The sequence below is a fragment of the Microbacterium sp. SMR1 genome (genome assembly GCF_003289625.1).
In the GTDB taxonomy this organism is placed as follows: domain Bacteria; phylum Actinomycetota; class Actinomycetes; order Actinomycetales; family Microbacteriaceae; genus Microbacterium; species Microbacterium plantarum.
In genome coordinates this window covers 522,598-547,414 of the sequence record NZ_QMBN01000001.1, presented here as the reverse complement: position 1 = coordinate 547,414, position 24,817 = coordinate 522,598, and the positions used below count along the sequence as shown (strand labels likewise).

The following is a 24,817-nucleotide window of genomic DNA, read 5'->3' as shown; positions in this document are numbered from 1 at the left end:
TGCGATCGGCGGTGATCCCAGCCTACCCGCGCGCCCAGCGCCCCCTGCGGGCGGCTACGTTTGTGGTATGCGCAAGTACCTTTTCGGCACCGGCCTCCTCTCCGCGATCACCGGTGGCGTGACGCTCCTCCGCTCGGCCCGCAGCGACGAGCCGTTCACGTGGCGCACCGCCCTGGCATGGCTCAGCTGGGGCATCACGATGGCGCTGGCGATCGGCGCTGTCGTCGACAGCTACCGCGGTGCTCGTGGGCGGCTCGTGGCGGACGACTCGAACGTCGACCGCGACAAGCTCTTCGCGGAGCGGGTCAAGCGCGGCCGGCGCTGACCCCGGGTCGAGGCGGGCTCAGCGCGTCAGGATGAGCGCTTCGCCCTGACCGCCGCCGCCGCACAGACCCGCGGCCGCTGCGCCGGCTCCGCGGCGCGCGAGCTCATGGGCGAGATGGACGACGAGCCGTGCTCCGGAAGCGCCGATGGGGTGCCCGAGCGCGATGCCGCCGCCGTCGATGTTGACGATGTCAGCAGAGACACCGAGCCGGCGCACCGAGGCTGCCACGACGGCGCCGAACGCCTCGTTGATCTCGACGAGATCGAGCTCGGAGACCGTCATACCCTGCTTGGCCAGCGCCCGCTCGATCGCGGCGGCCGGCTGCTCGTGGAGCGAGTTGTCGGGACCGGCGACCTGGCTGTTGGCGCCGACGACGGCCATCACCGACCATCCCTCCCGCTCGGCGCGCTCGCGCGTCGTCAACACGACCGCCGCTGCGCCATCTGAGATCTGAGAGGCATTGCCGGCGGTGATCGAGCCGTCCTTCGCGAAGGCGGGACGCAGCCCACCGAGGGTGTCGACGGTCGTATCGGCACGGATGCCCTCGTCGGTATCGACGATGAGAGGCTCGCCCCGGCGCTGCGGCACCGCCACCGGGGCGATCTCAGCCGCGAAGCGGCCTGCGTCGCGGGCTGCCGCAGCACGCTGATGAGAGCGCGCGGCAGCGGCATCCTGGTCCTGCCTGGACACAGCGAACCGAGGGTTGAGGCGCTCGGTCGACGCGCCCATGCTCTCGCGGTCGTACGCATCGGTGAGCCCGTCGAAGGCGGTGTGGTCGAGCACCTCGATCGATCCATAGGACCAGCCCGAACGCGAGCCCGGGAGGAGGTGGGGCGCCCGGCTCATCGATTCCATGCCGCCGGCTACCACGACCTCGGCGTCGCCGAGCGCGATCATGCGCGCGGCGTCGATGATCGCCGTGAGGCCGGAGAGGCAGACCTTGTTGACGCTCGAGGCCGGGACGTCCCAGCCGATGCCGCCCGCGAGCGCGGCCTGCCGAGCCGGATTCTGTCCATTGCCCGCGGGGAGGACCTGCCCCATGATGACGGCGTCGACCGCAGTGGCGGCGACGCCTGATGCCGCGAGAGCACCGGCGATAGCGGCGCCACCGAGCTCGGGGGCCGGAACGGACGACAGACTCCCCTGCAAGCGCCCCTGCGGCGTGCGGGCGGCGGCGACGATGACAATCTCGGGCGTGGTCATGTTCTCAAGCCTACGAGCGTCCCCGACGTCGATGGCCCGTGCAGGTCACCGCCGCGGGGACGAGATTCCGGCCCCTGTGGAGAGTGGTGGGCCGATGTCGGGGGTTCGTGACAGTATTCGAACATGCATTCGAATGACGAACTCGGCGGCCGGCCTGGCAGCGGGATGGGCAGCGACGGTGACGTCGATGCCCTGGCGGTGCTGGTCGCGGATGCCGAGGGCGCGGCGGATGCTGCGCGGGCGGCGCAGATCCGTGAGGTTCGGGTGCTCGCCGCGGCGGGGGTGCTGGCCGAGAAGCAGGCCGTAGGCGCGTCGGAGAAGGTCAAGGCGCGCGAGATGGCGCTGCGGGGCATCGCCGCCGAACTCGCCGGGGTGTTCGTCGCGACCGACCGGACACTGCAACGCCGCATCGACGAAGCCCGGGACCTGGTCGAGAACTACCCGGTGACGATGGCGGCCTGGGAAGCCGGACGCATCGTCCGTGGGCATGTGCGGGTGATCCAGGAGGTCGGATGCCTCGTGCCCGCGGAGGATCGCGCCGAGTTCGAACGCGTCGCGGTCGAGCGGTGCGAGGGTGAGACGCCGAATCGGGTGCGGGACGCGCTGCGGATGCTGGCGGAGCGGATGCACCCGCGGCCGTTCACCGAGCGGCACGAGGAGGCCGCGGCGGGGCGGTGTGTGCGGGTGCAGGCCGGGGCCGACGGGATGTCGGACCTGATCGCGACCCTGCCGACCGTGATCGCGGACGGGATCGTGGACCGGCTCACGCGGCAGGCGCGCGAGATCATCACCGCGCGAGCCCAGGCGGACGTCGCGGGTGCCGCGGATGCCGCGGGCGCCCCCGAAGCACGAGCCGACGCCCCTGACGCGCGAACCGACGCGAACGGTGGCGCGCCCCATGCCGACACGACGATCTGCGACGGGTCGTCGTTCGTCGACGATGCCCGCACCATCGACCAGGTCCGCGCCGACGTGTTCAGTGACCTCCTCCTCGCGGGGACACCCGCGCTCGACCCCACCGCAGCCGGTGACGGCAACGGAACCCTCGGAGCGATTCGCGCGCACGTGCAGGTCGCGGTGTCGGCACTGACATTGATGGGTCAGGACGACGGGCCGGCCGACCTCGCGGGGCGCTCCCCCATCGACGCCGCCGCCGCACGCGAACTCGCCGGCAACACCCCCTCCTGGGACCGGCTGCTCACCCACCCGGTCACCGGAACCGTCCTCGAATGCGACAGCTACCGGCCCACCGCCGCCATGGTCAGGCTGCTCCGAGCCCGAGACCGGCACTGCCGGTTCCCCGGATGCCGACAACCCGCCATCCGCTGCGAACTCGACCACACCATCGCCGCATCCGACGGCGGGGCGACGCACGTGTGCAACCTCGCGAACCTCTGCAAGAGACACCACGACGTCAAACACCACACCCGATGGCATGTCCGACAACTCCCGGGCGGAAGGCTGATCTGGACATCACCCACCGGACGGATCTACCGCGAAGACGCACCACCACCCCTCGTCGCCTTCACCGTCACCGAACCGCCCGGAGGCAACAGGCGGCACTCCGCCCTGAACGCATCGCTGACCGGGTCGGTCGCTGTCGCGCGGCCCGCTCACAGCGCTCCGCCGTTCTGAAGCGCTCAACCGCGCCCGGACGGCAACACACGAAGGCCCCGCAACTGGCGAGAGTTGCGGGGCCTTCGTGCTGGTGCACCCCCTGGGACTCGAACCCAGAACCCACTGATTAAGAGTCAGTTGCTCTGCCGATTGAGCTAGAGGTGCAGGCTGTTCGCAGTGAAGCGAACCGAGGAGAAACGTTACCCCACTTCGCGTCATCGCGCCAATCGACGCCCCCGGCGCGTCGTATCCTGGAGCCGTGACCCCAACCACACCGGATCTGACAGCGCCTTCTGCAGACGCCCTGGCCGACGACCTGGCATTCGCACTCCGGTTGGCAGACGCCGCCGACGCGGTGAGCATGGCCCGCTTCGACGCGGCCGACCTCGACGTGCGCCTGAAAGCGGACGCGTCGCACGTCACCGAGGCAGATCTCGCCACAGAACGCGCCATCCGCGACATGCTGGCCGCCGAGCGCCCGGACGACGGCGTGCTCGGCGAGGAGTACGGCGCCACCGGCGACGCACGACGCCAGTGGATCATCGACCCGATCGACGGCACCGCGAACTACCTCAAGGGCATCCCGATGTGGGCGACCCTGATCGCGCTGTCCGTCGACGGGACGCCTCGCGTCGGCGTCGTCAGTCAGCCGGCCATCGGTCGTCGCTGGTGGGCCGCGACAGGGCACGGGGCGTGGACGAACGTCCCGGGCGAGACGACGCCGCGGTCACTCTCGGTCTCGTCGATCGACGACCTCGCGCAGGCGAGCATCAGCTTCCAGAGCATCCACCAGTGGGATGAAGTCGGCCGGGGCGAACAGCTCCTCGCACTCTCGCGCCGAGTCTGGCGCGATCGTGGCTACGGCGACGCGTGGCCCTACATGCTCCTCGCCGAAGGACGGCTCGAGTTCGTCGCCGAGTTCGGTGTCAAGGAGTACGACCTGGCCGCCCACGTGCCCATCGTCACCGAGGCAGGGGGACGCTTCACCGACATCGACGGCGCTGAGACCCTGTCGACGCGCTCATCCCTCGCCACCAACGGCATCCTGCACGACACCTTCCTCGAGATGCTCGCTCACGAGGGCGGTCGCGCATGACCCGGCGGCACGCATCCCTCGTCCTGGCGACCGGCTCGGCCCTGGCTCTGACGTTCCTGACCGGCTGCTCCGCACCCGAACCGACGGAGACCGCGCCGCCGGAAGCCGTCCCCTCCTCTCCCGTCGCGACGCCAGAGGCCACCGCCTCGGAGCCGGCGCTCCCGGACCCGACCTGCGAGAACATCATCCGAGAGGCCAGCCTCGAGGAGCTGCAGTCGCAGGGCTGGGAGTACCAGCAGGGCCCGTTCATGATCGGCGAGATGCAGATCGACGCGGGCGTCTCCTGCACCTGGACGAACGCGGCCGAACCCGGCGGGAACATCCTCCAGTTCGGCTGGGCACCGCTGACAGCCGCCGAGACCTCAGACGCCGAGCGCGCCCTCGTTTCGGAAGGCTGGATCCGCGAAGAGGGCGACGGCGGGGTCTACATCACCGAAGATCCGGCGTTCGCGCTGAACATCGACGGCGACGGATACGGCGTCACATACTTCTTCGGCGAAGGCTATGCCCAGGTCGCCGATGTGAAGCAGGGCCTCGTCGTCATCGAGCGACGTTGATGGGAGAGCTTCACGCCGTCGGTGTCGCCGACGATCTGGCGGGCCGTATCCGCGATGCCGAACGCGACCTGCTCACCAGTGCCGTCCGGCAGGACGCGCGCCGCCTCCGCGAGCTCATCCACCCGGACTTCACCGAGATCGGCCGGTCCGGCCGCCTATGGACGCGCTCCGACCTTCTCGTCGAGCTCCTGGAGGAGGCGACCCGCGACACTCCGCATACGGACGAGTGGGTCATCCAGCGCCTCGACGTGGACACGGTGCTCGTGACATACCGGCTCATCGCCGGTACCCGGATCAGCCGGCATTCGTCGGTCTGGGCCACCTCGGGTGACGCCCTCGCGCTGCGCTTCCACCAGGGCACCGAACAGTCGGCTGCCGACGCACGTCCGTAGCCTCGCGCATAGAGTCTGCGGCCCGCGAGGTCAAGCACCTGCGTTGAGGGGGCACCCACGTGCACAATCGAGGCATGCCTGCACTTGCGATCATCCTCATCATCATCGGCATCGCGTTGCTGTTCACGGGAATCTTCGTCGAAGCGGTGAAGTTCCTGCTCTTCATCGGCATCGCGCTGATCATCATCGCGATCATCGCCTGGCTCATGCGTTCGATTCGCAACAAGACCTGAGACCGCACGTATCAGCGAAAGCCCCTGCGCCTCAACCGAGGTCGGGGGCTTTCGCTTGCGCCGACAGACACCTCGCGTATGTAGCGCACGACGGTGTCGGCTCGACATAGCGGAAGCCCCCGATCCCCCTGTTTCCAGGGGATCGGGGGCTTCACAGTGTGACAGCGGCATTGGTGGAGATGGGGGGAATCGAACCCCCGTCCATCGCTGAGATACGGCGTCTTCTCCGGGCGCAGTCTGTAGAGGCGTTCTGCTCGGCCCCGACTTTCAGTACAGACACATAAGTCGACGGGCCCAGTCCGGGAAGAGTCCCGCGTGACGTCCGGACGCCGTCACGCAGCAAGATCCCTAGATGACGCCAGGGTCCGTGGCGGGATCACACACGGTCTGACGGACTATCGGGCTCGCTTACGCAGCGAGGGCGAAGTCAGTGCGCTTGGATTCGGCACTTATAGTTTTGCAGAGATCGTTAACGAGATAACCCTGCATCCTCGGCCCGCTTCTCGCCGACACACAGGCGATGTCGAAACCGATCATCCCCATGAGCCTTCGGTCGAAGGGCCGCTGTCACACTGTGGATTTACCAAACCGGATGCCGCAGCACCCGAGCACTACAGACTACAACCGATCGGCGCCCCACGCCATTCCCACCCTTCGCGCCTAGAGTCGGAGCATGGCAGACATCCTCATCTCCGTCCGCGGCGAGGCCGAGCGACGCGTCTCGCCCGAGGTCGCGATCGTCTCCGCCGCCGCCTCCGCCGACGGTCGTGAACGGACCGCCGTCGTCTCCCGGGCGACCGCGACGGTCGCACCCCTGCGCACGCGCCTCGAGGAGCTCACACGAGCGGGCGTCGTCTCGAGCTGGTCGAGCGGGTCCGTCTCGACCTGGTCCGACCGGCCGTGGAACCCCGAGGGGAACCAGCTCGCGCCCGTGCACCACGCGACGATCGACCTCGTGGCCACATTCGACGACTTCGTCGCGCTCGCGGAATGGGTGTCTCTGCTCTCCGACGACGAAGGGATGCGCGTCTCGAACGTCGAGTGGCAGCTCTCCCCCGCGACACGGGCGACGATCGAACGCGAGGTCGCGACCTCCGCCGTCGGCGTCGCTGTGGCACGCGCCTCGGCGTACGCGACCGCGCTCGGTCACGGCACAGTCGAGCCTGTCGAGATCGCCGATGTCGGGCTCCTCAGCGGCGCCGATGCTCCGCCTGCCGCGCCGATGTTCGCGCGAGCGGCGACGATGTCAGCCGACGCGCCGTCCGGGGGCATCGAGCTCCGGCCCGCTGAGATCGTCGTGACCGCCGCGGTCGAGGCGCGCTTCCGCGCCCGTTGACGACCGGACGGCGAAGCGGGATACCGCTATTCGCCGAGTCGGTTGCGGGTGCGCATCGCCCGCTCCGCCTCGCGCTTGTCCTCGCGCTCGCGGATGGTCTGTCGCTTCTCGAATTCGCGCTTACCCTTCGCGACCGCGATCTCGACCTTCGCCCGGCCGTCCGAGAAGTACAGCCGTAGCGGTACGAGGGTGTACCCCCCGGCGCTGACCGCGTGCGAGAGCTTGATGATCTCCTCTTTGTGGAGCAGCAGCTTTCGCGTGCGCTTGGTCGCGTGATTCGTCCAGTGACCCTGCGAGTACTCCGGAATGTGCACGGCATCGAGGTAGGCCTGACCGTTGTCGATGTAGGCGTAGCCGTCGGTGAGGTTCGCGCGGCCCTGCCGCAGCGACTTCACCTCGGTGCCGGTGAGCACGAGACCCGCCTCGTACGTCTTCTCGATCGCGTAGTCGTGTCGGGCGCGCTTATTGCTCGCCACGAGCTTCTCGCCCTGTTCCTTCGGCATGACGCGCCTCCTTCCTGGTGCACTGGCGCAGCCCTACAGTCTAGGGGTACGGCGACGCGCGGGCGACGCGGCGGGGTTCGACCTCAGGCGCGCAGCCACCGTCTGATCGCGAACCCGGCCGAGACGGCGGCCAGCACGACGCCGATCACGATGACAGCCGGAACCACCAGCGCGACGTCGCCCAGGTTCACCCAGGTCGTGACGAAGTCGATCTGCGACGACAGGTAGTCGCCGACTCCGACCTGCACCATCGCGATGATCGCGACGCTCGCGAGAGCCGATCCGATCAGCGCCGCGAACACCCCCTCGAGGATGAAGGGCGTCTGGATGAACCGGTTGGAGGCTCCCACGAGCCGCATGATGCCGAGCTCCCGCCGCCGCGCGTAAGCCGACAGCCGGATGGTCGTCGCGATGAGGAGCACCGCAGCGATCAGCATCAGACCGGCGATGCCGACCGCGATGTATGTGGCGACGGTGAGCGCCGAGAACAAGGGGTCGAGATACTGCAGCTGGTTCGCGACCTCCTCGACTCCGTCGAAGTCTTTGAACGCCTCGCTGATGACGTCGCTCTGCGACGGGTCGGCGAGGTTGACCCAGTAGGTGTTGTTCAGCTGCTCGGGGCTGACGAACTCGGCGTAGTCCTCCCCCATGAGCGAGAGGACGTTGTCGTACGCCTCCTGACTCGTCTCGAACCGCACATCGCGCACGACGCTCTGCAACGCGGGCGAGGCCAGCCTCTCGGCTACCGCCGCGATCTGCTCGTCGGTCGCGGGACCGTCGGCGCAGTTCTGCACCGTCGCTTCCTCACGGCACATGTAGACGGCGACCTGCGCACGCTCGGACCAGTAGTCCTTCGTCTTGCTGATCTGCATCTGCATGAGCATCGCCGCACCCACGAAGGTGAGCGAGACGAAGGTCACGAGGACGACGGAGATCACCATCGACGCGTTGCGGCGCAGACCCGTCAGAGCCTCACCGAGGATCAGACCGACTCTCATGACGTGGGCCCCACTTCGTCGCTGCGATCGTCGCGATCGCCGAGTCCGAGCTTCTTCGCGACGTCGGGCAGTCCGAGGCCGGCAAGATCGATGTCGGGGGCGACGATCGGGATGGCCCGCGTCTCCCCGACCGGCGGCGGCGGCTCCGCCGGCGCCTCGGGCTCGTCGGGCACCGGGACGTGCGCGGTGGACGGGGTCTCGGCGATCTCACGCTGCAGCTCCAGAACCGCCGTGAGAGCAGCGACCGCGGCAGCGCCGCGCACCGGCTCGGGGGCCAGGCTCGGGAGTGCCGAGGTGTCGCCGTACCCGCCGCCGACCTCGTCGCGGACCATGACGCCACCGCTCAGCTCGATCACGCGGCGCTGCATCTGGTCGACGAAGCCGGCCTCGTGCGTGGCCATCACGACCGTCGTGCCGTTGGCGTTGATCCGGGCGAGCAGCTGCATGATGTCGACGGATGTCGCGGGGTCGAGGTTTCCGGTGGGCTCGTCGGCCAGGAGCACCTGCGGCCGGTTGACGATCGCGCGCGCGATGGCGACGCGCTGCTGCTCACCGCCCGAGAGCTCGTGCGGCAGCCGCTTCTCCTTGCCCGCGAGGCCGACGAGCGCGAGCGCCTCCGGAACGGCCTGCGAGATGAAAGCGCGAGACGAGCCGATCACCTGGAGGGTGAAGGCCACGTTCTGGAAGACGGTCTTGTTGGGCAGCAGCCGGAAGTCTTGGAAGACCGCGCCGATGTGGCGACGGAAGTAGGGCACCTTGCGCGTCGACAGACCGCGCAGGTCGCGGCCGAGCACGACCACGCGCCCCTCGGAGGCGACATCCTCGCGCAGGATCATCCGCAGGCACGACGACTTGCCGGATCCGGAAGCGCCGACGAGGAAGACGAACTCGCCGCGCTGGATCTCGAAGTCGACGTCGCTGAGCGCGGGCTTCGAGGTGCCGCGATACCGCTTGCTGACGTGTTCGAACCGGATCATGACTCGATGAGCCTAAGCGGCTCCCCCGTACAACCACGCCGCGACACCCGCGCGCCGCGGCATCCGCGCCTCAGCACTCGATCAGGCGTCGTCATCCTTGCGCTTGCGCCACCGGATGCCCGCGGCGATGAACCCGTCGAGGTCGCCATCGAAGACGGTCGACGGGTTGCCGACCTCGTGGCCGGTGCGCAGGTCCTTCACGAGCTGCTGGCCGTAGAGGAAGTAGGAGCGCATCTGGTCGCCCCAGCTCGCGGTGATGGTGCCCGCGAGCTCCTTCTTCTTCGCCGCCTCTTCTTCGCGCTGCAGCAGCATGAGTCGGGTCTGCAGAACACGCATGGCCGCTGCGCGGTTCTGGATCTGCGACTTCTCGTTCTGCATCGACACGACGATGCCGGTGGGGATGTGGGTGATGCGCACGGCCGAGTCGGTGGTGTTGACCGACTGCCCACCGGGGCCGGACGAGCGGAAGACGTCGACGCGGATGTCGTTCTCGGGGACGTCGACCTCGACGGCCTCCTCCATCACCGGGATGACCTCGACGGCGGCGAAGCTCGTCTGGCGCTTGTCCGCCGACCCGAATGGGCTGATGCGCGCGAGACGGTGCGTACCGGCTTCGACCGACAGCGTGCCGTACGCGTAGGGCGCGTCGACCTCGAACGTGGCCGACTTGATCCCCGCACCCTCGGCGTACGAGGTGTCCATGACCTTCACGGGGTACTTGTGGCGCTCGGCCCAGCGCAGGTACATGCGCAGCAGCATGTCGGCGAAATCAGTGGCGTCGTCACCTCCCGCGCCCGAACGGATCGTCACAACCGCCGCACGGTCGTCGTACTCGCCGTCAAGCAGGGTCTGCACCTCGAGCTGGCCGATGACCTCTTCGAGCTGCTTGAGCTCCTTGCGCGCCTCCTCAGCCGATTCCTCATCGTCCATCTCGATCGCGAGCTCGACGAGGACATCGAGGTCGTCGAGTCGGCGCTCGACCTCGGTGACGCGCTTGAGCTCGGCCTGGCGGTGGCTGAGGGCGCTGGTGACCTTCTGAGCCTTCTCGACGTCGTCCCAGAGATCGGGCGCGCCGGCCTCCTCGGAGAGGCGGGCGATCTCGGCCCGGAGAGCCTCGACGTCGACCACCGCCTGGATGTCGGCGAACGTGGAGCGCAGGGCCTGGATGTCGGCGGAGATATCGAATTCGAGCATGGCACTCCAGAGTATCGTGGAAGCAATGGGAGCCAGCGACGAGAACGAACCGATCCGCCGCGTTCTCTGGCGCCTCGCCCCGATGATCTACGGCCCGACGACCCTGTTCGGTCTCGGCGAGGGCGCCGTCATACCCCTCATCCCGGTCATCGCCGCCGAGCTGGGCGCCGACGTCGCCACCTCGGCGCTCGTCGCCGCCGCACTCGTGGTGGGACAGCTGTGCGGCAATCTGCCCGCTGGGTGGGCCGTCGCCCGCATCGGCGAGCGGGCCACCATGATCATCGCCGGGCTGCTCGCCCTCGTCGGTGTCGGGGCTATGGCCTTCGCCCCGGTGCTGGGGGTGTTCGCGGCATCCGTCTTCCTCATCGGCATCTGCGCGGCCGCCTTCGGAGTCGCCCGTCACGCGTTCATGACCACCCGCGTGCCGCTCACATTCCGCGCTCGGGCCCTGTCGCTGCTCGGCGGCAGCTTCCGCCTCGGCATGTTCGTCGGACCCTTCATCGCCGCTGCGCTGCTGTGGGCGTTCGGCGACGAGCACGCCACGATCTGGTTCTTCGGCGTCTGCCTCGTCGCGATGATCGCACTGGTCGCCTTCGGGCCCGAACCCGAGAAGCGGCTGGGACCGCCGCCCGCCATCGCACGGACCGTCGAGGGCGAAGCGATCACGACGGCGCCTGTCCGGACGCGCCGCGTCCCCGGCACCGGCGTCGTCCGCACCGCCTGGCGCAATCGCGACGTGCTCGCTCGGCTCGGCGTCGCCGCCGCGTCGCTGTCGGCGCTGCGATCCACGCGCCAGGTGCTGCTCCCCCTGTGGGGCGTCGCGATCGGATTGGACGGCTCGACGATCGCACTCGTCGTGGGCGTCTCGGGAGCCATCGACTTCGCGCTCTTCTACGCCAGCGGTCAGGTCATGGACCGCTTCGGCCGCCTGTGGGCGGCCCTCCCCGCCATGCTGCTCATGAGCGCGGGCCTCATCGCGCTGGCACTCACGTCGGCCAGCGCGCAGCCCGAGCTCTGGTTCGCGCTCTTCGCCGCCGTGCTCGGTGTCGGCAACGGACTTTCGAGCGGCATCCTCCTCACGCTCGGAGCGGATGTCGCGCCGACGGCGAACCCGGCCCCGTTCCTCGGTTCCTGGCGCACGCTCACCGACGCGGGCGGTGCCGCCGCCCCGCTGCTGGTCTCCGGGATCACTGCTGTCGCCTCGCTGCCGGTGGCAGCCGGTGTCATGGGCGTATTCGGTCTCGTCGGCGCGTTGGGGTTCATCCGGTGGGTTCCCCGTTTCGTCCCGCGCACCCGGATCAGCCGTGATCCCGACGGCCCGGACGGCGGCCCCGACGACCGTGACGACCCCGCGTAGCATGCTCGTCGTGCACAGATTCGCGGCCGCCGGCTCGGCCGTCCTGATCGCCGCCCTTCTCTCCGGCTGCGCCGTCGGCAGCCCCGGGCACGGGGATGCGAAGGGGGATGTCGCCGAGTCCGCGCATGCCGTCGACGTCATACTGCCGCCGGTCGGCGGAAAGCCGGACTACCAGCTGGGCGGAGCGTACCCGCCCAGCGAGGCCGTGGAGATCGTCGGCCGCGACCGCACAGCCGAGCCTGCGCCGGACCGTTACTCGATCTGCTACGTGAACGGGTTCCAGACGCAGCCGGCAGAACGCGACCTGTGGGATGACGATCTGCTCGTGACGGTCGACGGCGAGCCCCTCATCGATCCGGACTGGCCCGACGAGGTGCTGATCGATTCATCGACGGCCGACAAACGCGAACGCATCCTCGCCCTGGTCGCCCCCTGGATCCGCGGCTGCGCCGAATCCGGGTTCGACGCGATCGAGTTCGACAACCTCGATTCGTTCACACGCTCCGAGGGCATGCTCGACATCGACGGCAATCTCGCTCTCGCCGCCGCCTACGTCGACGTCGCCCACGATGCGGGTCTCGCCGCGGGTCAGAAGAACGCGGCGGACTTCGCTCACCAGCTCCGCGACGAGGCAGGCTTCGACTTCGCCGTCGTCGAGGAATGCGCCGCGTATCTCGAGTGCTCCCGCTACACCGAGGTCTATGGCGAGGCGGTCGTGGACATCGAGTACACCGACAATCTTCCGCGCACCTGGGACGAGATGTGCGCCGATCCGGAGACCCCGGCGTCCGTCGTGCTGCGCGATCGGGGCCTGACGGTGGAAGGCTACCCTGAGCATGTAGCGACGCATTGCTGAGGCGAATCTTGGTCTGAACGTCGTTCCTGGCGCAACCCGTTTCAAGTTGCGACCGGGGGCTGACAGCGTTGCTCTCGACCGAGGGAGATCGATGGTCTTCGAGACGACGTTGGGCCGCGAGGGGACGCGGCGGGATGCGGCGCGCCAGTCGAAGAAGTCGTCGAGACGTCTCGCACTGATCCGCCTGGTGGTTCTGCTCGCAGCGATCTCCGGTGTGAACTACATCGTCTGGCGCTGGCTCGCCTCGGTGAACTGGGAGGCGTGGTGGATCGCCGTGCCCCTCGTGCTCGCCGAGACGTACAGCCTGATCGACTCGCTCATCTTCGCCGTCGGCGCCTGGCGGCTGCGGGAACGCCACGATGCGCCACCGCTGACGCGCGACGTCACGGTCGACGTCCTCGTCACCACGTACAACGAACCGCTCGACCTCGTCATGCGCACGGCGCGCGCCGCGCAGGCGATCAGCTACCCGCACGAGACCTGGATCCTCGACGACGGCGACCGGCCCGAGCTTCGCCGTCTCGCCGAGGCGGAGGGCATCGGCGTCGTCACCCGGTCGCAGGCCTGGCGTGACCGGCCGCGCCACGCGAAGGCCGGGAACATCAACAACGCCCTCATGGTCACGGAGGGCGAGTTCCTGCTCATCCTCGACGCCGACCAGGTGCCCTCGCCGAAGATCCTCGATCGCACGCTCGGCTGGTTCATGGACGACAAGGTCGCCCTGGTCCAGACGCCGCAGTGGTTCGTCAACGTTCCACCCAGTGACCCGCTCGGCAGCCAGGCGCCGTTGTTCTACGGCCCGATCCAGCAGTCGAAGGACGGGTGGAACGCGGCGTTCTTCTGCGGATCGAACGCGATCCTTCGCCGCGAGGCACTGATGCAGCTCGGGGTCTCACGCTACGTCGACGAGGTCACGCTCGCCGTCAACCGCGGCGTGCGATCCTCCCGTCGCGTTCTCGCACGCGCCCGCCGGGATCACGGGTCGGACCCGCGCATCGCGGCCGCCCTCGACACCGTCGCGGACGCCCTCGATCAGGTGAAGGTCGAGATCGCGCGCGGCGATGCCCTCGCGGATGTGACCTATGCCTTCCAGAGCCGCATCGATCGGGTGCGGCGCGAGCTGAGCGATCAGGACGTCTCCGACGTCCGCGAGGAGTTGCGCGCTCTCGCCGAGCTGACCGCCGACACCGAGGCCCTCGCCGTCATCGATGAGGTCACCCTCGACGCTCTGGGCGATCGGAGCCTCTCTCCGTTGGCTGCGCTCGAGTCGATCAGCATGCTCGTCTCGGCGTTCGACGTCGGGCGCGATGAAGAGGCTCAGGCGATCATGCCCCTCGCGACCATCTCGGTCACGGAGGACATGGCGACCTCGATGCGGCTGCACGGCCTGGGGTGGAAGTCGGTGTACCACGACGAGGTGCTCGCCGAGGGGCTCGCCCCCGAGGATCTGCCGACGATGCTGACGCAGCGGCTGCGATGGGCTCAGGGCACCATGCAGGTGATGTTCCGCGAGAACCCCCTCGTGCAGCGCAGCCTCAGCTGGGGCCAGCGGATCATGTACTTCGGCACGATGTGGAGCTACCTGGCCGGCTTCGCCGGCATCGTCTACATCGCCGCGCCCGTGCTCTACCTGACGTTCGGCGTCATGCCCGTGCAGGCGTGGAGCGTCGACTTCTTCGCGCGCTTCATCCCCTTCTTCCTCCTGAACCAGCTGCTCTTCCTCGTCGTCGCCAACGGACGCCCGACCTGGCGCGGCGCGCAGTACTCGCTCGCGCTCTTCCCCGTCTGGATCCGCTCCGTGACGACAGCGTTCGCCAACGTCTACCGCGGTCGAGCCTTGGGGTTCGCCGTCACCCCGAAGACGCGCGCCGCCGAGGACAGCCCGCGGTGGGACCTCGTGAAACCGCAACTGATCGCGATGGCTGCGCTCGTCCTGTCGCTCGTCGCCGTCGCCATCCGGTACGCCGTCGGGCAGGCCCAGGGCATCGCGCCCCTCATCAACATCGTCTGGGTGCTGTACGACCTCATGGTCTTCAGCATCATCATCCGCGCCGTGCTGTACCGGCCACCGGCACACCTGGAACTGAAGGAGACCTGACCCATGCTGGACCTCGATATCGACGTACGCGAGAACGGTCGGGTCGTCCGCCCCCACGGGCGGCTCACCATGGTCTCGGCCCGTCCTTTCCGCGAGCGGGTGACCGAGGAGATCGCCGCAGCGGGCGAATCGCCCGTGATCGTGGATCTGTCGGATGTCGCCTTCATCGACTCGTCAGGCCTCGGCGCCCTCGTCGCGTGCCTCAAGACCGCACGTCAAGGCGGCGGCGACCTGCGGCTCGCCGCGCCGAGCGAACAGGTGACGATGGTGCTCGGCCTGACGAACCTCGACCGCGTGCTCCGGCCGCGCGCCACCGTGCAGGACGCCCTCGATGGCTGAGGTCGTCCACCGGTCGCTCGTCGCCGATGTCTCGCTCGAGAGCGTCGAGGCCGTCCATGATCTGCTCGCATCGTGGTGGGAGGAAGCCGGCGACGTCGAGCCCCGTACGCGCTTCGCATTCGAGATCGCCGTCGTCGAGATCGCGGGCAACATCGTCGAGCACTCCGTAGCCGCGCACGGCGCCGAAGGACGGCACTTCACCCTCGATCTGCGGGCCACACCCGAGGCATTGACAGCGACCTTCGAGGACGACGCTCAGCCCGCCGAACTCGACCTCAGTGCTGTGACCATGGCCGACGCCGACTCCGAGGACGGCCGCGGCCTCGCCCTCGCCCTCGCGAGCGTCGACTCCGTCGAGCACCGCTACGAGAACGGGCGCAACGTCTGGACTCTCGAGTGCCGCCGCGAGTGACGCGGTACCTGCGGCGCGCGCTGGCGGCCCTCGCTCTAGCGACGGCCGCCGCTCTCCTGACGGCGCCCGCGGCCATCGCCGACACCGGCGAGCCTGCCCCCGTCGCGCAGGACGGACTCTGGTTCGGGCCGGAGCTCGACTGGGGCTCGGACGGCCCCGACGGATACGCCGACCGGCTCGGCGAGACGCCCGCGACCTACGCCATCCGCTTGTCGTACCCGCTCGACGACAAAGCCCGCCAGGACTGGTCTCGCGCAGCCACGGCGGCCTCCGCCCAGGGCGCCGTCCTCGTCCTGAGCATGGAACCGCGGGTTCCTCTCGCGGACCTGACGCGCGACGATGCCGCGGCGTTCAACGCGATGCTCGAGAAGATGCAGGGCGACTACGACACGCACCATCTCGTGCGTTTCGCCCCCGAGATGAACGGTTCGTGGACCTCGTGGGGACAGCAGCCGCGCGAGTTCGTGCGCGCGTTCGAGGCCGTGGCCGACGTCGTCCACGACGGGGTATCGGGAGCCGAGATGGTCTGGGCACCGTCATACGGCGCGGGGTACCCCTTCGAGCGCGCCGACGGGCGCCTCGACGACCTCTCCCCCGCGGACCTTCGTGCGCTCGACACCGACGCGGACGGACTGCTGACCGAGGCCGACGACCCGTACGGCCCCTATTTTCCCGACGCGGATGCCGTCGACCGGGTAGGCCTGACGATGTTCTACTTCGGCAAGGGCGAGTCGGGTGCTGCCGCGGGTCGCGACGTGCCGCTCGTGTCGAACAGCGCTCCTGACGGGGGTGAGGTGGCCGCGCGCCTGGACGAGCAGTGGGGCTACACCGTGCCGCAGCCGGAGACCTTCTACGACAGGTTCGCAGCGGGCGAGAGCCGAGACCTTCTGCTCGACACCGGCGCGCTCTACGACTTCTCACTCGATGGAGACACCGAGCTCGCCGTCAAGCAGGGCTGGTGGCGCCAGGTGCTCGCCGAGCTGCCCGACCACCCGCGGATCACCGCGGTCACCTGGCTCGAGGCCGTGCGCGAGGAAGCCGAGGCCGGCGCTCAGGAGGTCGACTGGCGTCTGACCGCCTCGGGGGAGCTGGCGAGCGCGTTCCGCGCCGACCTCGCGGCATCCGGGCAGGTGCAGTGGAGTCCGATCACCGAGGTGATCACCCCCGAGCAGGCCTCGGCCAGCACCGTGCAGGTGCGCCAGGGCAACGACGAGATGAACTGGATCACCGGCGCCGCCGCCGTGCTCGCCATCGCGTTCCTCGTCTCGGGGATCGTGGGACGGATGCTGCCGTCGTGGCGCTACCCCGACGATTCCGCGACTCGCGACCTGCGCATCGACATGATGCGGGGCTTCGTCATCATCGTGGTCGTCGTGACGCACATCGAGGTCCTGAGCCCCTACTCGTTCGCGTCGCTGAACATCGTCGGCGCCATCACGGGCGCCGAGCTCTTCGTCCTCCTCAGCGGGATCGTGCTGGGCATGGTCTTCCCGGCGGCCGTCACACGCGGCGGGGAATGGGCTGCTGCGCTCGCGGCCTGGGCACGCGCGCGAAAGCAGTACCTGGTCGCCCTCGCCGTCATCCTGCTGATCTTCATCGTCAGCTTCGTGCCGTTCATCGACGCATCGGCGATCATGACGTTCACCGACCGCGGCACCGGCGAGGACGGACAAGCGACGACCGGCCGCGTGTACGACCTCTATCCGAACGCCGACCGCCTGCTCGACTACCCGCCGCCCTGGTACGCGGTGAGACAGTTCCTCCTGCTCGAGATGGGGCCGTGGCCCTTCAACATCATGGGGCTGTTCGTCGTGCTGAGCCTGGCCTACCCCGCACTCATGTGGCTCATCCGTCGGCGCCTGTGGTGGCTCGTGCTGGCGGGCAGCTGGGGCCTGTACGCCCTTCACATCACGATGCCGGAGCTGTCGCCGCTGCCGTCGCAGTTCAATGCGGTCTTCCCGCTGCTGGCCTGGCAGGTGCTCTTCACACACGGACTCGTCATCGGGTACTACCGGCGCCAGATCATCCGGGCGCTCACCTCGACACCGGGGAAGATCCTCGTCGGGCTCTTCGTCGTCGGCTACGCCGGGTTCCTCGTCTATCTCTGGGCGGGCGACAGCTTCGGGTTCGAGCCGGCCCCATTCCCTGCCGGCCTCTACGGGATGCTGTACGACTCGGGCTACCCGCGGATCGATCTGCACTGGGGACGCCTGCTCGACCTCGTTCTCGTGATCACCTGCAGCTACGCCGTGCTCACGGTGGCCTGGAAGCCGATCAACGCGGTCATGGGATGGCTCTGGATCCCGCTCGGGCAGGCGAGCCTCTACGTGTTCATCGTGCACGTGTTCTTCGTGCTCGCCGTTGCGAACATCCCCGGCCTCGACCGGCAGAGCTTCTGGCAGGGCACGCTGATCCATACCGCGGTCATCGCGCTCATCTACCTGATGGTGCGGCGGCGGTTCCTGTTCTCGGTGATCCCCCGCTGACGCGCGGTCAGCGCGCCCGCGCCGTGCGTCAGCGCACCGAGATGACCACCGCCGTCACGTCATCGTCGACGACGTGCTCGGAGACGCGAATGGACAGCTCGTCGAAGAAGGCGTCAGGCTCCGTGGCGCGGCGGAGGTCTTCGCCGATGAGACGCAGACTGTCGAGCGTGGAGTCGTAGGCATCGAGGGCCCCGTCCGAGACGGAGATGATGAGGTCGCCGTGCCCGACCACGGTCTCGCCTGCCTCCCACTCGGCGTCGGATGGGCGCAGGCCGAGCGGGAGGTTGCGGGAGCTCAGGCGCTCGCTCGTGCCGTCGGCACGGAGAAGCAGCGTGAGCCCGTGTCCCGCATCGACATATGCCACGCGGCCGCTCCGGGTCTCGATGACCGCGTGGAACAGGGTGGCGAAGGTCTCGCGGTAGCGCTTGTCGTGCCGGGCGTAGTCCTCGACCGAGAGCATCGCCTCGACGGGGTCGAGGTGGGCGCGCTGCTGGAGTGCGCCGATCAGCTCCTCGGCGAACCCGCCGGCCTCTTCACCCTTGCCCATGACGTCGGCGAGGGTGACGATGATGCGGTCTCCGACCTGCTGCCAGCTGCTCCGGTCGCCGCTGACCTGCCCGTACGGGATCGCCAGGGCGGCCAGGCGGACCTCCCCTGCCGCGAGACGGTCATCGCGTACGGCCGGGGCGACCGACGCAGCGGGCACGGGCCCGGGCCCGGCACCGGAGGCACCGGGATCGTCCATGCGCATCTCCGCCTGCGCCCATAGGCCGAAGCGCTCGAACGCGTCGCGGTCGGCGTCGCTGAGATCACGGGGCGAGGTGTCGAGCAGGCAGAGTGTGCCGACGGTCTCTCCCGCGTCGGTGTGGATCGGGAATCCCGCGTAGAAGCGGATGCCGTGCTCGGCCACGATCGCGCGGTCGGCGAACCTCGGATCGGCGCGGCCGTCGCGCACCTCGAGCACCGCTGGCTGTTTGACCGCCTCGCCGCAGAACGAGTCCTCGATCGGGGTGTGCCGGAAGTCGGATTCCGCCGGCTGCGACTTCGTGAACACCGTCTCTGAGTTCACGACGTTGACCACGGCGTAGTCGACGTCGAACATCTCGCGGGCGAGCCGCGTGATGCGGTCGAAGCGCTCCTCCGGGGCGGTGTCCATCAGACCGAGACGGGTCACCGCGTCGTCGTTGACATCGAGTTGCGGGGTCATGAGCGGGCTCCCCCTCCACGCATAGCCGGTCATCCGACCCTAGCCAGCGCCGATTCCTCCGGGAAGGAGGTTGCGCGATTGCTGCGCCTCGCGGACTCAGCGCAGCACGGTCCGGCTCGTCGCGGTCGCCTCGACCCGTACTCCGTCGGGCACGAACATCGACGACACCGGAGGATGCCACACCGTCGCCACGGTGACTCGCGCGGACACACCATCGGGCGTGCCGGCTTCGACCAGCGTCACGTCGCCGGTTGCCGCGATGACCTCGGCGGCCTGGTCGTGGACATGAGCCGGGTCGAGGAGCGCGCGCGGTGAGCCGCCTTCGACGACGAAAGCGAATCCGTCGGATGCCGCCAGGGCCGCGGCATCCGCGACGGTGTCTGCCCGCTTGTGGGCGAGATACAGGCTCATCGCGTCGGCGCTGACGAGGACGAGCACGATGGCGAGCAGGGCGTATCCGAGCGTGAGGGGCAGCACGCTCCCCTCGTCCCCCAGCCGGTGGTGACGCCTCATAGCGCGCCCCACAGGCGCGGCATCCGTTGCACCGCGGTCGCCTCGATCGGAACACGGGCGAGCCGGTCGAGGCCGAGCACGGGAGGCACGAGCGGAAGCGTCGCCTCGGTCTCCGCGGTGACGCGGAACATCTCCCCGGGACGCGGACACGCACCAGCCCCGTCGCACGAGACGGCGAGCGCGAGATCGTCCGCCGCCATCCCGTACTCGGCGGCGATCGCCCGCGTGATGTCATCGGCGCGCGCGTCGGCCTGAGCGACGTCGGTTGCTGTCGCGATCGCGCGAGCCACGTGACGCGCCGCTGCCTGGGCCGCGAACGTGTGCGACTGAACGACGCCGAGGGAGACGATCAGGTATACGACGGGGACGAGCAGGATGAGTCCCGCGGTCAGGAACTCGAGCGACGCCGACCCGTCGTCAGCACGCTGCTGCTCACTACCCGTCGTTCGCAGGCGCATGCGCGGTCACCTCCCACGCTGCCGGGATGCCCATCAATCCGACGAGCGGCAGGGTGAGCCGCATCGTCACCTGCACCATCGCCGCGTCGTCGACCACAGTGCGCTGCGTCCGAACGGCCTGCACGAACCCCGGCCCGAGCGTCCGGTCGACGATCTCCCGGGCGCGCGCAGCTCCGTCCGCGTCGGTCACATCGGCGAGTGCGGCGTCATATGCGCCTTCGACCGCCGCGTCGTGAGCGACCCCTCGGACGTAGACGGCGAGAGCGAGCTGCATGACCCCCAGGGTCAGCAGGGTGAGCAGCGCTCCGACCATCACGAACTCCGCCGGACTCGACCCTCGGTCGTCGAGAGCGAACGCCATGTCAGAGTCCGGAGACGCGTGCGATGGCTTGCTCGAACAGGTTCGACAGCGCGGGCCCGGCGAGCGCCCAGATGACGACGACCAGCCCGGCCGTCATCAGGGTGACGAGCACCCAGCCGGGAACATCGCCTCGCTCGTCATGCCGGAGGTCTCGTGCGGCGCCGCGGGCCATCGCGACCGTTCGTCTCATGGTGTTTCCTTTCTTCGTATCGGACATGGCTCACAGTCCCAGGCGCAGCATCACGATGCCGGGGAACACCGCGAACAGGACCGAGAGCGGCAGCACGAGGAAGACCAAGGGAAGCAGCATGAGGATCTCCTTGCGCCCGGCCTGCTCGATCAGAACCCGCTTCGCGTCCTCCCGCGCATCGGCAGCCTGGGTCTGCAGGACCTGGGCCAAAGGAGCACCGCGTTCGACCGCTCCGACGAGCTGATCGACCGCTCGGTCGATGCTGGCCACCTCGAGGGAACGCGCCATGTCACGCAGGGCATCGGTGAGGGTCGACCCAGTCCCGGCGGCCAGGACTGCGGCGCGCAGATGTGCGGTCAGTTCACCGGCACCCACCTCGCTGACACGACGCAACGCATCGTTGAGGCTCTCCCCCGCGGAGAGGCAGAGCGCGAGGAACTCCAGCACCGTCGGCACCTCTTCTCGCACCTGCCGCATCCTCTTCTCCGCGGCCTGGGTGAGAACCATGTGGGGACCGAGCATCCCGGCGACAGCGAGGACGACCGGAAGCAGCAGCGTGGCGCCGTTCGCATCTCCGCGGAGCGCAACGGCGACGGTCAGCACGGTGCCCAGCGCGAGTCCCCCGACGCCCGCGAACAGCTGCCGGAGACGGAACCCCTCGGGTGTCAGCGTCCAGCCGGCTCGGAGGAGTCGCCGGCGGAGGGCTACCGAGTCGCCCAGCTTCGCCCCCATCCGCGTGCTGCGCTCTCGCCAGCCCGCGAGCCACGACGAGCCCGGATGGAGCGGGGTCAGACCGATCGGATCGGCGATGTCGCGCAGATAAGGCGCGATCCTGCGCTCGAGAGGCGGCGCGACCCATCGCGGCATCCCGGAGATCGTGAGAAGCAGACCGGCGGCGAGCGCCGTGCCCAGCACGACGGCAATGGCGAGCTCCGACACTCCGGTCACCGCACCCACCGCCGCGGTTCGGGAAGCCTGCCGATCCGCAGCATGACCCGGTATGCGAGGAACGACACCGCCGCGCCCACGATGATGAGGATCGCTCCCTCCGCCGAGGCATACGCGCGGGCCCCTTCAGGTCGAAGTGCCAGGAGCGTGAGCACCACCCAGGGAGCGATCAATCCGAGCACGGCTGCGCCTCGGATCCACGACTGGCGCGCCTCCACCTCAGCGCGGAGAGCCGCATCGGCGCGGACGGATGTCGACAGCGCCCTGAGCACCGGGACCAGCTCAGTCCCTCCCACCTGCCGGGCCATCCGGAGGGTCTCGACGATGCGGTCGGCCACCGGGTCTGCGAGCACCGCCTGCAGACGGGCGGCACTGGTGTCGAAATGGCCGGACGCGGCGAGATCTCGCGCGAAGCCTCGGAAGGCGGGTCGCAGGGCGGGTGGCCCGGTCTCGGCGATCGACGAGACCGCGTCACCGAGCGGCATCCCGGCCCGAACCGATGCGACGAGCAGATCGCAGACGTCGGGCCAGAGCCCCCGGCGCGCTCTTCGAAGTCGGCGGGCGCGCGAGCGCAGCCAGGCTGTCGGCAGCAGCGCTCCTGCCCCGGCAGCGACGGCGGCGACGACGGGGAGGGAGGTCACCAGCCAGGCAGCCGCGGCGGCGAGCGCTGCTGACCCGACCGATATGGCGCCGAGCCCGCTCGCCGGCGCATGTGCGAACCCGGCGGATTCGAGGAGGCCGCGGCCGACTCCGCGAGCGCGACCGGGTGTCGCCGGCGTCGTCGCCTCACGAGGCGACAGCCACGGCGCGACGATGAGCACGAGCCCGGCGCCGAGGGTCGCGCCCCAGAAAAGGGTCACCCGTGGCTCCGATACACCGACCGGGTCGCGATCACACCGTCGGTCACGGCGCCGGTGGGCGACACGATCTCGGCGACGCGTCGGCGCCCCGAGTCCAGGAGCTCGCAGTGCACCACGATGTCGACGGATGCCGCGAGAGCGTCACGCACGAACTCGACGTCGATGTTCCGCCCGGCTAGTAGCGGGAGGGCCGAGAGCTTCCGCAGCGCGTCCGCGGCGGAGTTCGCGTGCACCGTTGCGGCGGCGGGGACGCCGGTGTTGAGAGCAAGAAGCAGGTCGAGAGCTTCGGCATCGCGCACCTCCCCCACGACGAGGCGGTCGGGTCGCATACGGAGCGCCTCCTTCACGAGGCGCCGCAGCGTCACCTCTCCCCCGCCCTCCAGGCTTGGCTGCCGGGCCTGCAGGGCGACCACGTCAGGCAGATCCGCGGCGAGCTCGAACGTCTCCTCCACCGTGACGACGCGCTGCTCGGCGGGGCTTGCCGCCATCAAAGCGCTGAGCATGGTGGTCTTACCCGCGTGGGTGGCCCCGGACACGATGATGTTCCGTCCGCTCGCGATCGCGGTGCGCAGGATGTCCGCCGCCTCCACGGTCACCGACCCGACCGCCACCAGGTCGTCGAGCGTGCGGAACGTGCGGAGGAACTTGCGGACGTTGACGGCCCAATGCCGCGTGATGTCGGGGATGACGACGTGGAGCCGGGAACCGTCGGGAAGCGACGCGTCGGCGAAGGGCTGACTCAAGTCGACGCGGCGACCGCTGGCGTGCAGCATCCGCTCGACCAGGTCGCGCACCTGCTCCTCGGTCAGGGTCAACGCGACCCTCTCGCTCCGTCCGCCTCGAGCTACGAAGATGCGGTCGGGAGCGTTGATCCACAGCTCCTCGACACTCGGATCATCGAGCAGCGCCTGCAAGGGGCCGTAACCCGCCACGGATGCCAGCACGCGGCGCACCGCAGCGGACTCGTCGTCGACCGCTTCAAGCCCGCGTGCCAGAGCGAAGTCGTTGTGTCGCTGCACCTCCGCGACCGCGACGCGCTCGACCTCGTCCGGGCGCTCGGCAGGATCGATGCCCTCCGACCGCAGCCGATCGCGCAGACGGCACGCGATCCGCGTCTCGGGCGGCAGGTCGGGCGGCTCGGACCCGGATGCGGCAGAGAGAGAAATGCTCACCCGCAGCATCGTGGTCGCTATTCGGTCAGGCGGTGACGACTATCCACAGGGTCGGACCAGCAGCCGGTGATTGCTCCCTGCGGCGACGCCCCAGCCTCACCCGAGTAGCTCGATTCCGAATCCTCCCACGACGGCCCGCACCTCGTCGAGATAGCGCTGCGCCTGCTCGGTGAGCGGAACAGCCGTGCGGCCGATCCAGCCGATCTCGATGCGCTCGTCGACGTCGAGGGGCACGGCGACGATCTCGGGGTCGAGGTCGTCGCTGATGATGCCCGTCGAGATCGTGTAGCCGTCGAGGCCGATCATGAGGTTGAAGATCGTCGCACGGTCCGACACCCGGATCTCCTGCTTGCTCGAGAGCGTCGAGAGGATCTCCTCGGCGAAGTAGAACGAGTTGTTCGCACCCTGGTCGAACGTCAGGCGGGGCAGGTCGGCGAGGTCGTCGAGCGTCGCGCGGGCCCGCGAGGCGAGCGGGTTCCGGCGCGCGACGAAGATGTGCGGCTGGGCGACGAACAGCGGGTGGAACGCGAGCCCGGAATCGCGCAGCAGCTTGTCGATGACGTTCCGGTTGAAGTCGTTGCGGAACAGGATGCCGAGCTCGCTGCGCAGCGTCCGGACGTCTTCGATGATGTCCCACGTCCGGGTCTCGCGCAGCGAGAACTCGTACTCGGGCGCCCCGGTGCTCCTGACCATCCGAACGAACGCGTCGACGGCGAACGAGTAGTGCTGCGTCGAGACGCCGAGCAGCCGGCGCGACGGCGGCCGCCCGAGGTAGCGCTGCTCGAGCAGCTCGGCCTGCTCGACGACCTGGCGGGCGTACCCGAGGAACTCAACGCCGTCGGTGGTGAGAGTCACGCCTCGGGCCGACCGCACCAGCAGATCGCGGCCGACCCGCGCCTCGAGGTCCTTCATCGCCGCCGACATCGTGGGCTGCGCAACATAGAGCAGATCGGATGCCGCCGAGATCGAGCCCTCGGCGGCGACCTCGATGAAGTACTGCAGTTGCTGCAGGGTGATCCCGCTTCGACGCACGGCCATAGCCCCAGACTATGGCACCGGATAGCGAGAGGGAATTACCCGATGACCACGGCCGGCGCGCACGATGGAGCCATCATCTTCCCCACGGCTC

Annotated in this window: 27 protein-coding genes, 1 tRNA gene and 1 other RNA gene; 13 read left to right on the top strand and 16 right to left on the bottom strand. The window is 69.1% G+C overall.

Going from position 1 to position 24,817, the window contains the following annotated elements; genetic code table 11:
• The first annotated feature begins 67 nt into the window (after positions 1-67).
• On the top strand, positions 68-325 hold the full coding sequence (locus DO944_RS02650; protein ID WP_112614388.1) for a hypothetical protein: 258 nt from the start codon (positions 68-70) through the stop codon (positions 323-325).
• Positions 326-343: 18 nt separating this feature from the next.
• Here DO944_RS02650 and DO944_RS02645 read toward each other — a convergent pair whose 3' ends face one another.
• On the bottom strand, positions 344-1,528 hold the full coding sequence (locus DO944_RS02645; protein WP_112614386.1) for an acetyl-CoA C-acyltransferase: 1,185 nt from the start codon (positions 1,526-1,528) through the stop codon (positions 344-346).
• Between the two features lie 123 nt (positions 1,529-1,651).
• Here DO944_RS02645 and DO944_RS02640 point away from each other — a divergent pair, with 123 nt between their 5' ends.
• A complete protein-coding gene (locus DO944_RS02640; protein ID WP_258524538.1) occupies positions 1,652-3,163 on the top strand; it encodes an HNH endonuclease signature motif containing protein in 1,512 nt (503 codons plus the stop codon).
• Positions 3,164-3,234: 71 nt separating this feature from the next.
• On the opposite strand, the gene DO944_RS02635 is transcribed toward DO944_RS02640, so the two are convergent.
• Positions 3,235-3,310 (bottom strand) — tRNA-Lys (locus DO944_RS02635).
• A 94-nt stretch (positions 3,311-3,404) separates the two neighbouring features.
• On the opposite strand from DO944_RS02635, the gene DO944_RS02630 reads away from it, so the two are divergent.
• The 4 genes from DO944_RS02630 (at position 3,405) to DO944_RS15615 (ending at position 5,423) form a co-directional block, all read left to right on the top strand.
• Entirely contained in the window at positions 3,405-4,241 is an 837-nt protein-coding gene (locus tag DO944_RS02630; protein ID WP_112614382.1) for an inositol monophosphatase family protein, read from the top strand.
• Positions 4,238-4,798, top strand: coding sequence for a hypothetical protein (locus tag DO944_RS02625; protein WP_112614380.1), 561 nt, complete (start codon positions 4,238-4,240; stop codon positions 4,796-4,798). The genes DO944_RS02630 and DO944_RS02625 overlap by 4 nt, the downstream gene beginning before the upstream one ends.
• Positions 4,798-5,190 (top strand): DUF4440 domain-containing protein, encoded by a 393-nt coding sequence (locus DO944_RS02620; protein ID WP_112614378.1) that lies wholly within the window; start codon positions 4,798-4,800, stop codon positions 5,188-5,190. The genes DO944_RS02625 and DO944_RS02620 overlap by 1 nt, the downstream gene beginning before the upstream one ends.
• A 74-nt stretch (positions 5,191-5,264) precedes the next feature.
• Positions 5,265-5,423, top strand: a complete 159-nt coding sequence (locus DO944_RS15615; protein WP_181574123.1) for a hypothetical protein — start codon at positions 5,265-5,267, stop codon at positions 5,421-5,423.
• 171 nt (positions 5,424-5,594) lie between these two features.
• Here DO944_RS15615 and ssrA read toward each other — a convergent pair.
• Positions 5,595-5,964: a transfer-messenger RNA gene (gene ssrA / locus DO944_RS02615) on the bottom strand.
• 132 nt (positions 5,965-6,096) lie between these two features.
• Here ssrA and DO944_RS02610 point away from each other — a divergent pair.
• A complete protein-coding gene (locus DO944_RS02610) occupies positions 6,097-6,759 on the top strand; it encodes an SIMPL domain-containing protein (RefSeq protein ID WP_112614376.1) in 663 nt (220 codons plus the stop codon).
• Between the two features lie 26 nt (positions 6,760-6,785).
• On the opposite strand, the gene smpB is transcribed toward DO944_RS02610, so the two are convergent.
• From smpB to prfB, 4 genes are all read right to left on the bottom strand, one after another.
• On the bottom strand, positions 6,786-7,262 hold the full coding sequence (gene smpB, locus DO944_RS02605; protein ID WP_112614374.1) for an SsrA-binding protein SmpB: 477 nt from the start codon (positions 7,260-7,262) through the stop codon (positions 6,786-6,788).
• Between the two features lie 83 nt (positions 7,263-7,345).
• Positions 7,346-8,260 carry a permease-like cell division protein FtsX gene (gene ftsX / locus DO944_RS02600; RefSeq protein WP_112614372.1) on the bottom strand — a complete coding sequence of 305 codons (915 nt, stop codon included), beginning with the start codon at positions 8,258-8,260 and terminating at the stop codon, positions 7,346-7,348.
• Entirely contained in the window at positions 8,257-9,237 is a 981-nt protein-coding gene (gene ftsE / locus DO944_RS02595; protein ID WP_112614370.1) for a cell division ATP-binding protein FtsE, read from the bottom strand. The genes ftsX and ftsE overlap by 4 nt, the downstream gene beginning before the upstream one ends.
• A gap of 81 nt (positions 9,238-9,318) precedes the next feature.
• Complete coding sequence (prfB, locus tag DO944_RS02590; RefSeq protein ID WP_023951108.1) at positions 9,319-10,431, bottom strand: peptide chain release factor 2; 1,113 nt, start codon at positions 10,429-10,431, stop codon at positions 9,319-9,321.
• A gap of 25 nt (positions 10,432-10,456) precedes the next feature.
• On the opposite strand from prfB, the gene DO944_RS02585 reads away from it, so the two are divergent.
• From DO944_RS02585 to opgC, 6 genes are all read left to right on the top strand, one after another.
• Positions 10,457-11,788, top strand: coding sequence for an MFS transporter (locus tag DO944_RS02585; RefSeq protein ID WP_258524566.1), 1,332 nt, complete (start codon positions 10,457-10,459; stop codon positions 11,786-11,788).
• Position 11,789: 1 nt separating this feature from the next.
• Positions 11,790-12,644 carry an endo alpha-1,4 polygalactosaminidase gene (locus tag DO944_RS02580; RefSeq protein WP_112615107.1) on the top strand — a complete coding sequence of 285 codons (855 nt, stop codon included), beginning with the start codon at positions 11,790-11,792 and terminating at the stop codon, positions 12,642-12,644.
• A gap of 91 nt (positions 12,645-12,735) precedes the next feature.
• Entirely contained in the window at positions 12,736-14,742 is a 2,007-nt protein-coding gene (locus DO944_RS02575; protein ID WP_112614368.1) for a glycosyltransferase family 2 protein, read from the top strand.
• Positions 14,743-14,745: 3 nt separating this feature from the next.
• The gene (locus DO944_RS02570; protein ID WP_064956687.1) at positions 14,746-15,081 is read left to right on the top strand and encodes an STAS domain-containing protein; all 336 of its coding nucleotides are present in this window, start codon (positions 14,746-14,748) and stop codon (positions 15,079-15,081) included.
• A complete protein-coding gene (locus DO944_RS02565) occupies positions 15,074-15,493 on the top strand; it encodes an ATP-binding protein (RefSeq protein ID WP_112614366.1) in 420 nt (139 codons plus the stop codon). The genes DO944_RS02570 and DO944_RS02565 overlap by 8 nt, the downstream gene beginning before the upstream one ends.
• Positions 15,478-17,979, top strand: a complete 2,502-nt coding sequence (gene opgC / locus DO944_RS02560; protein ID WP_112614364.1) for an OpgC domain-containing protein — start codon at positions 15,478-15,480, stop codon at positions 17,977-17,979. The genes DO944_RS02565 and opgC overlap by 16 nt, the downstream gene beginning before the upstream one ends.
• A 28-nt stretch (positions 17,980-18,007) precedes the next feature.
• Here the strand turns inward: opgC and DO944_RS02555 are convergent, their stop codons facing one another.
• From DO944_RS02555 to DO944_RS02520, 9 genes are all read right to left on the bottom strand, one after another.
• Positions 18,008-19,186 (bottom strand): GAF domain-containing SpoIIE family protein phosphatase, encoded by a 1,179-nt coding sequence (locus DO944_RS02555; RefSeq protein WP_181574122.1) that lies wholly within the window; start codon positions 19,184-19,186, stop codon positions 18,008-18,010.
• Positions 19,187-19,282: 96 nt separating this feature from the next.
• Positions 19,283-19,699 (bottom strand): pilus assembly protein TadG-related protein, encoded by a 417-nt coding sequence (locus tag DO944_RS02550; RefSeq protein ID WP_112614360.1) that lies wholly within the window; start codon positions 19,697-19,699, stop codon positions 19,283-19,285.
• A complete protein-coding gene (locus tag DO944_RS02545; RefSeq protein WP_112614358.1) occupies positions 19,696-20,157 on the bottom strand; it encodes a TadE family protein in 462 nt (153 codons plus the stop codon). The genes DO944_RS02550 and DO944_RS02545 overlap by 4 nt, the downstream gene beginning before the upstream one ends.
• Positions 20,135-20,518: a TadE/TadG family type IV pilus assembly protein gene (locus DO944_RS02540; RefSeq protein WP_112614356.1), complete on the bottom strand. Its 384-nt coding sequence runs from the start codon at positions 20,516-20,518 to the stop codon at positions 20,135-20,137. The genes DO944_RS02545 and DO944_RS02540 overlap by 23 nt, the downstream gene beginning before the upstream one ends.
• A 1-nt stretch (position 20,519) precedes the next feature.
• Positions 20,520-20,708 (bottom strand): hypothetical protein, encoded by a 189-nt coding sequence (locus tag DO944_RS15530; protein ID WP_146751994.1) that lies wholly within the window; start codon positions 20,706-20,708, stop codon positions 20,520-20,522.
• 30 nt (positions 20,709-20,738) lie between these two features.
• Entirely contained in the window at positions 20,739-21,656 is a 918-nt protein-coding gene (locus tag DO944_RS02535; protein ID WP_112615105.1) for a type II secretion system F family protein, read from the bottom strand.
• Positions 21,653-22,516 (bottom strand): type II secretion system F family protein, encoded by an 864-nt coding sequence (locus DO944_RS02530; protein WP_112614354.1) that lies wholly within the window; start codon positions 22,514-22,516, stop codon positions 21,653-21,655. Before DO944_RS02530 ends, DO944_RS02535 begins: the two co-directional genes overlap by 4 nt.
• Positions 22,513-23,688: a CpaF family protein gene (locus tag DO944_RS02525; protein WP_396652009.1), complete on the bottom strand. Its 1,176-nt coding sequence runs from the start codon at positions 23,686-23,688 to the stop codon at positions 22,513-22,515. The genes DO944_RS02530 and DO944_RS02525 overlap by 4 nt, the downstream gene beginning before the upstream one ends.
• A 96-nt stretch (positions 23,689-23,784) precedes the next feature.
• Positions 23,785-24,726: a LysR family transcriptional regulator gene (locus tag DO944_RS02520; RefSeq protein WP_112614350.1), complete on the bottom strand. Its 942-nt coding sequence runs from the start codon at positions 24,724-24,726 to the stop codon at positions 23,785-23,787.
• Positions 24,727-24,817 lie beyond the last annotated feature (91 nt).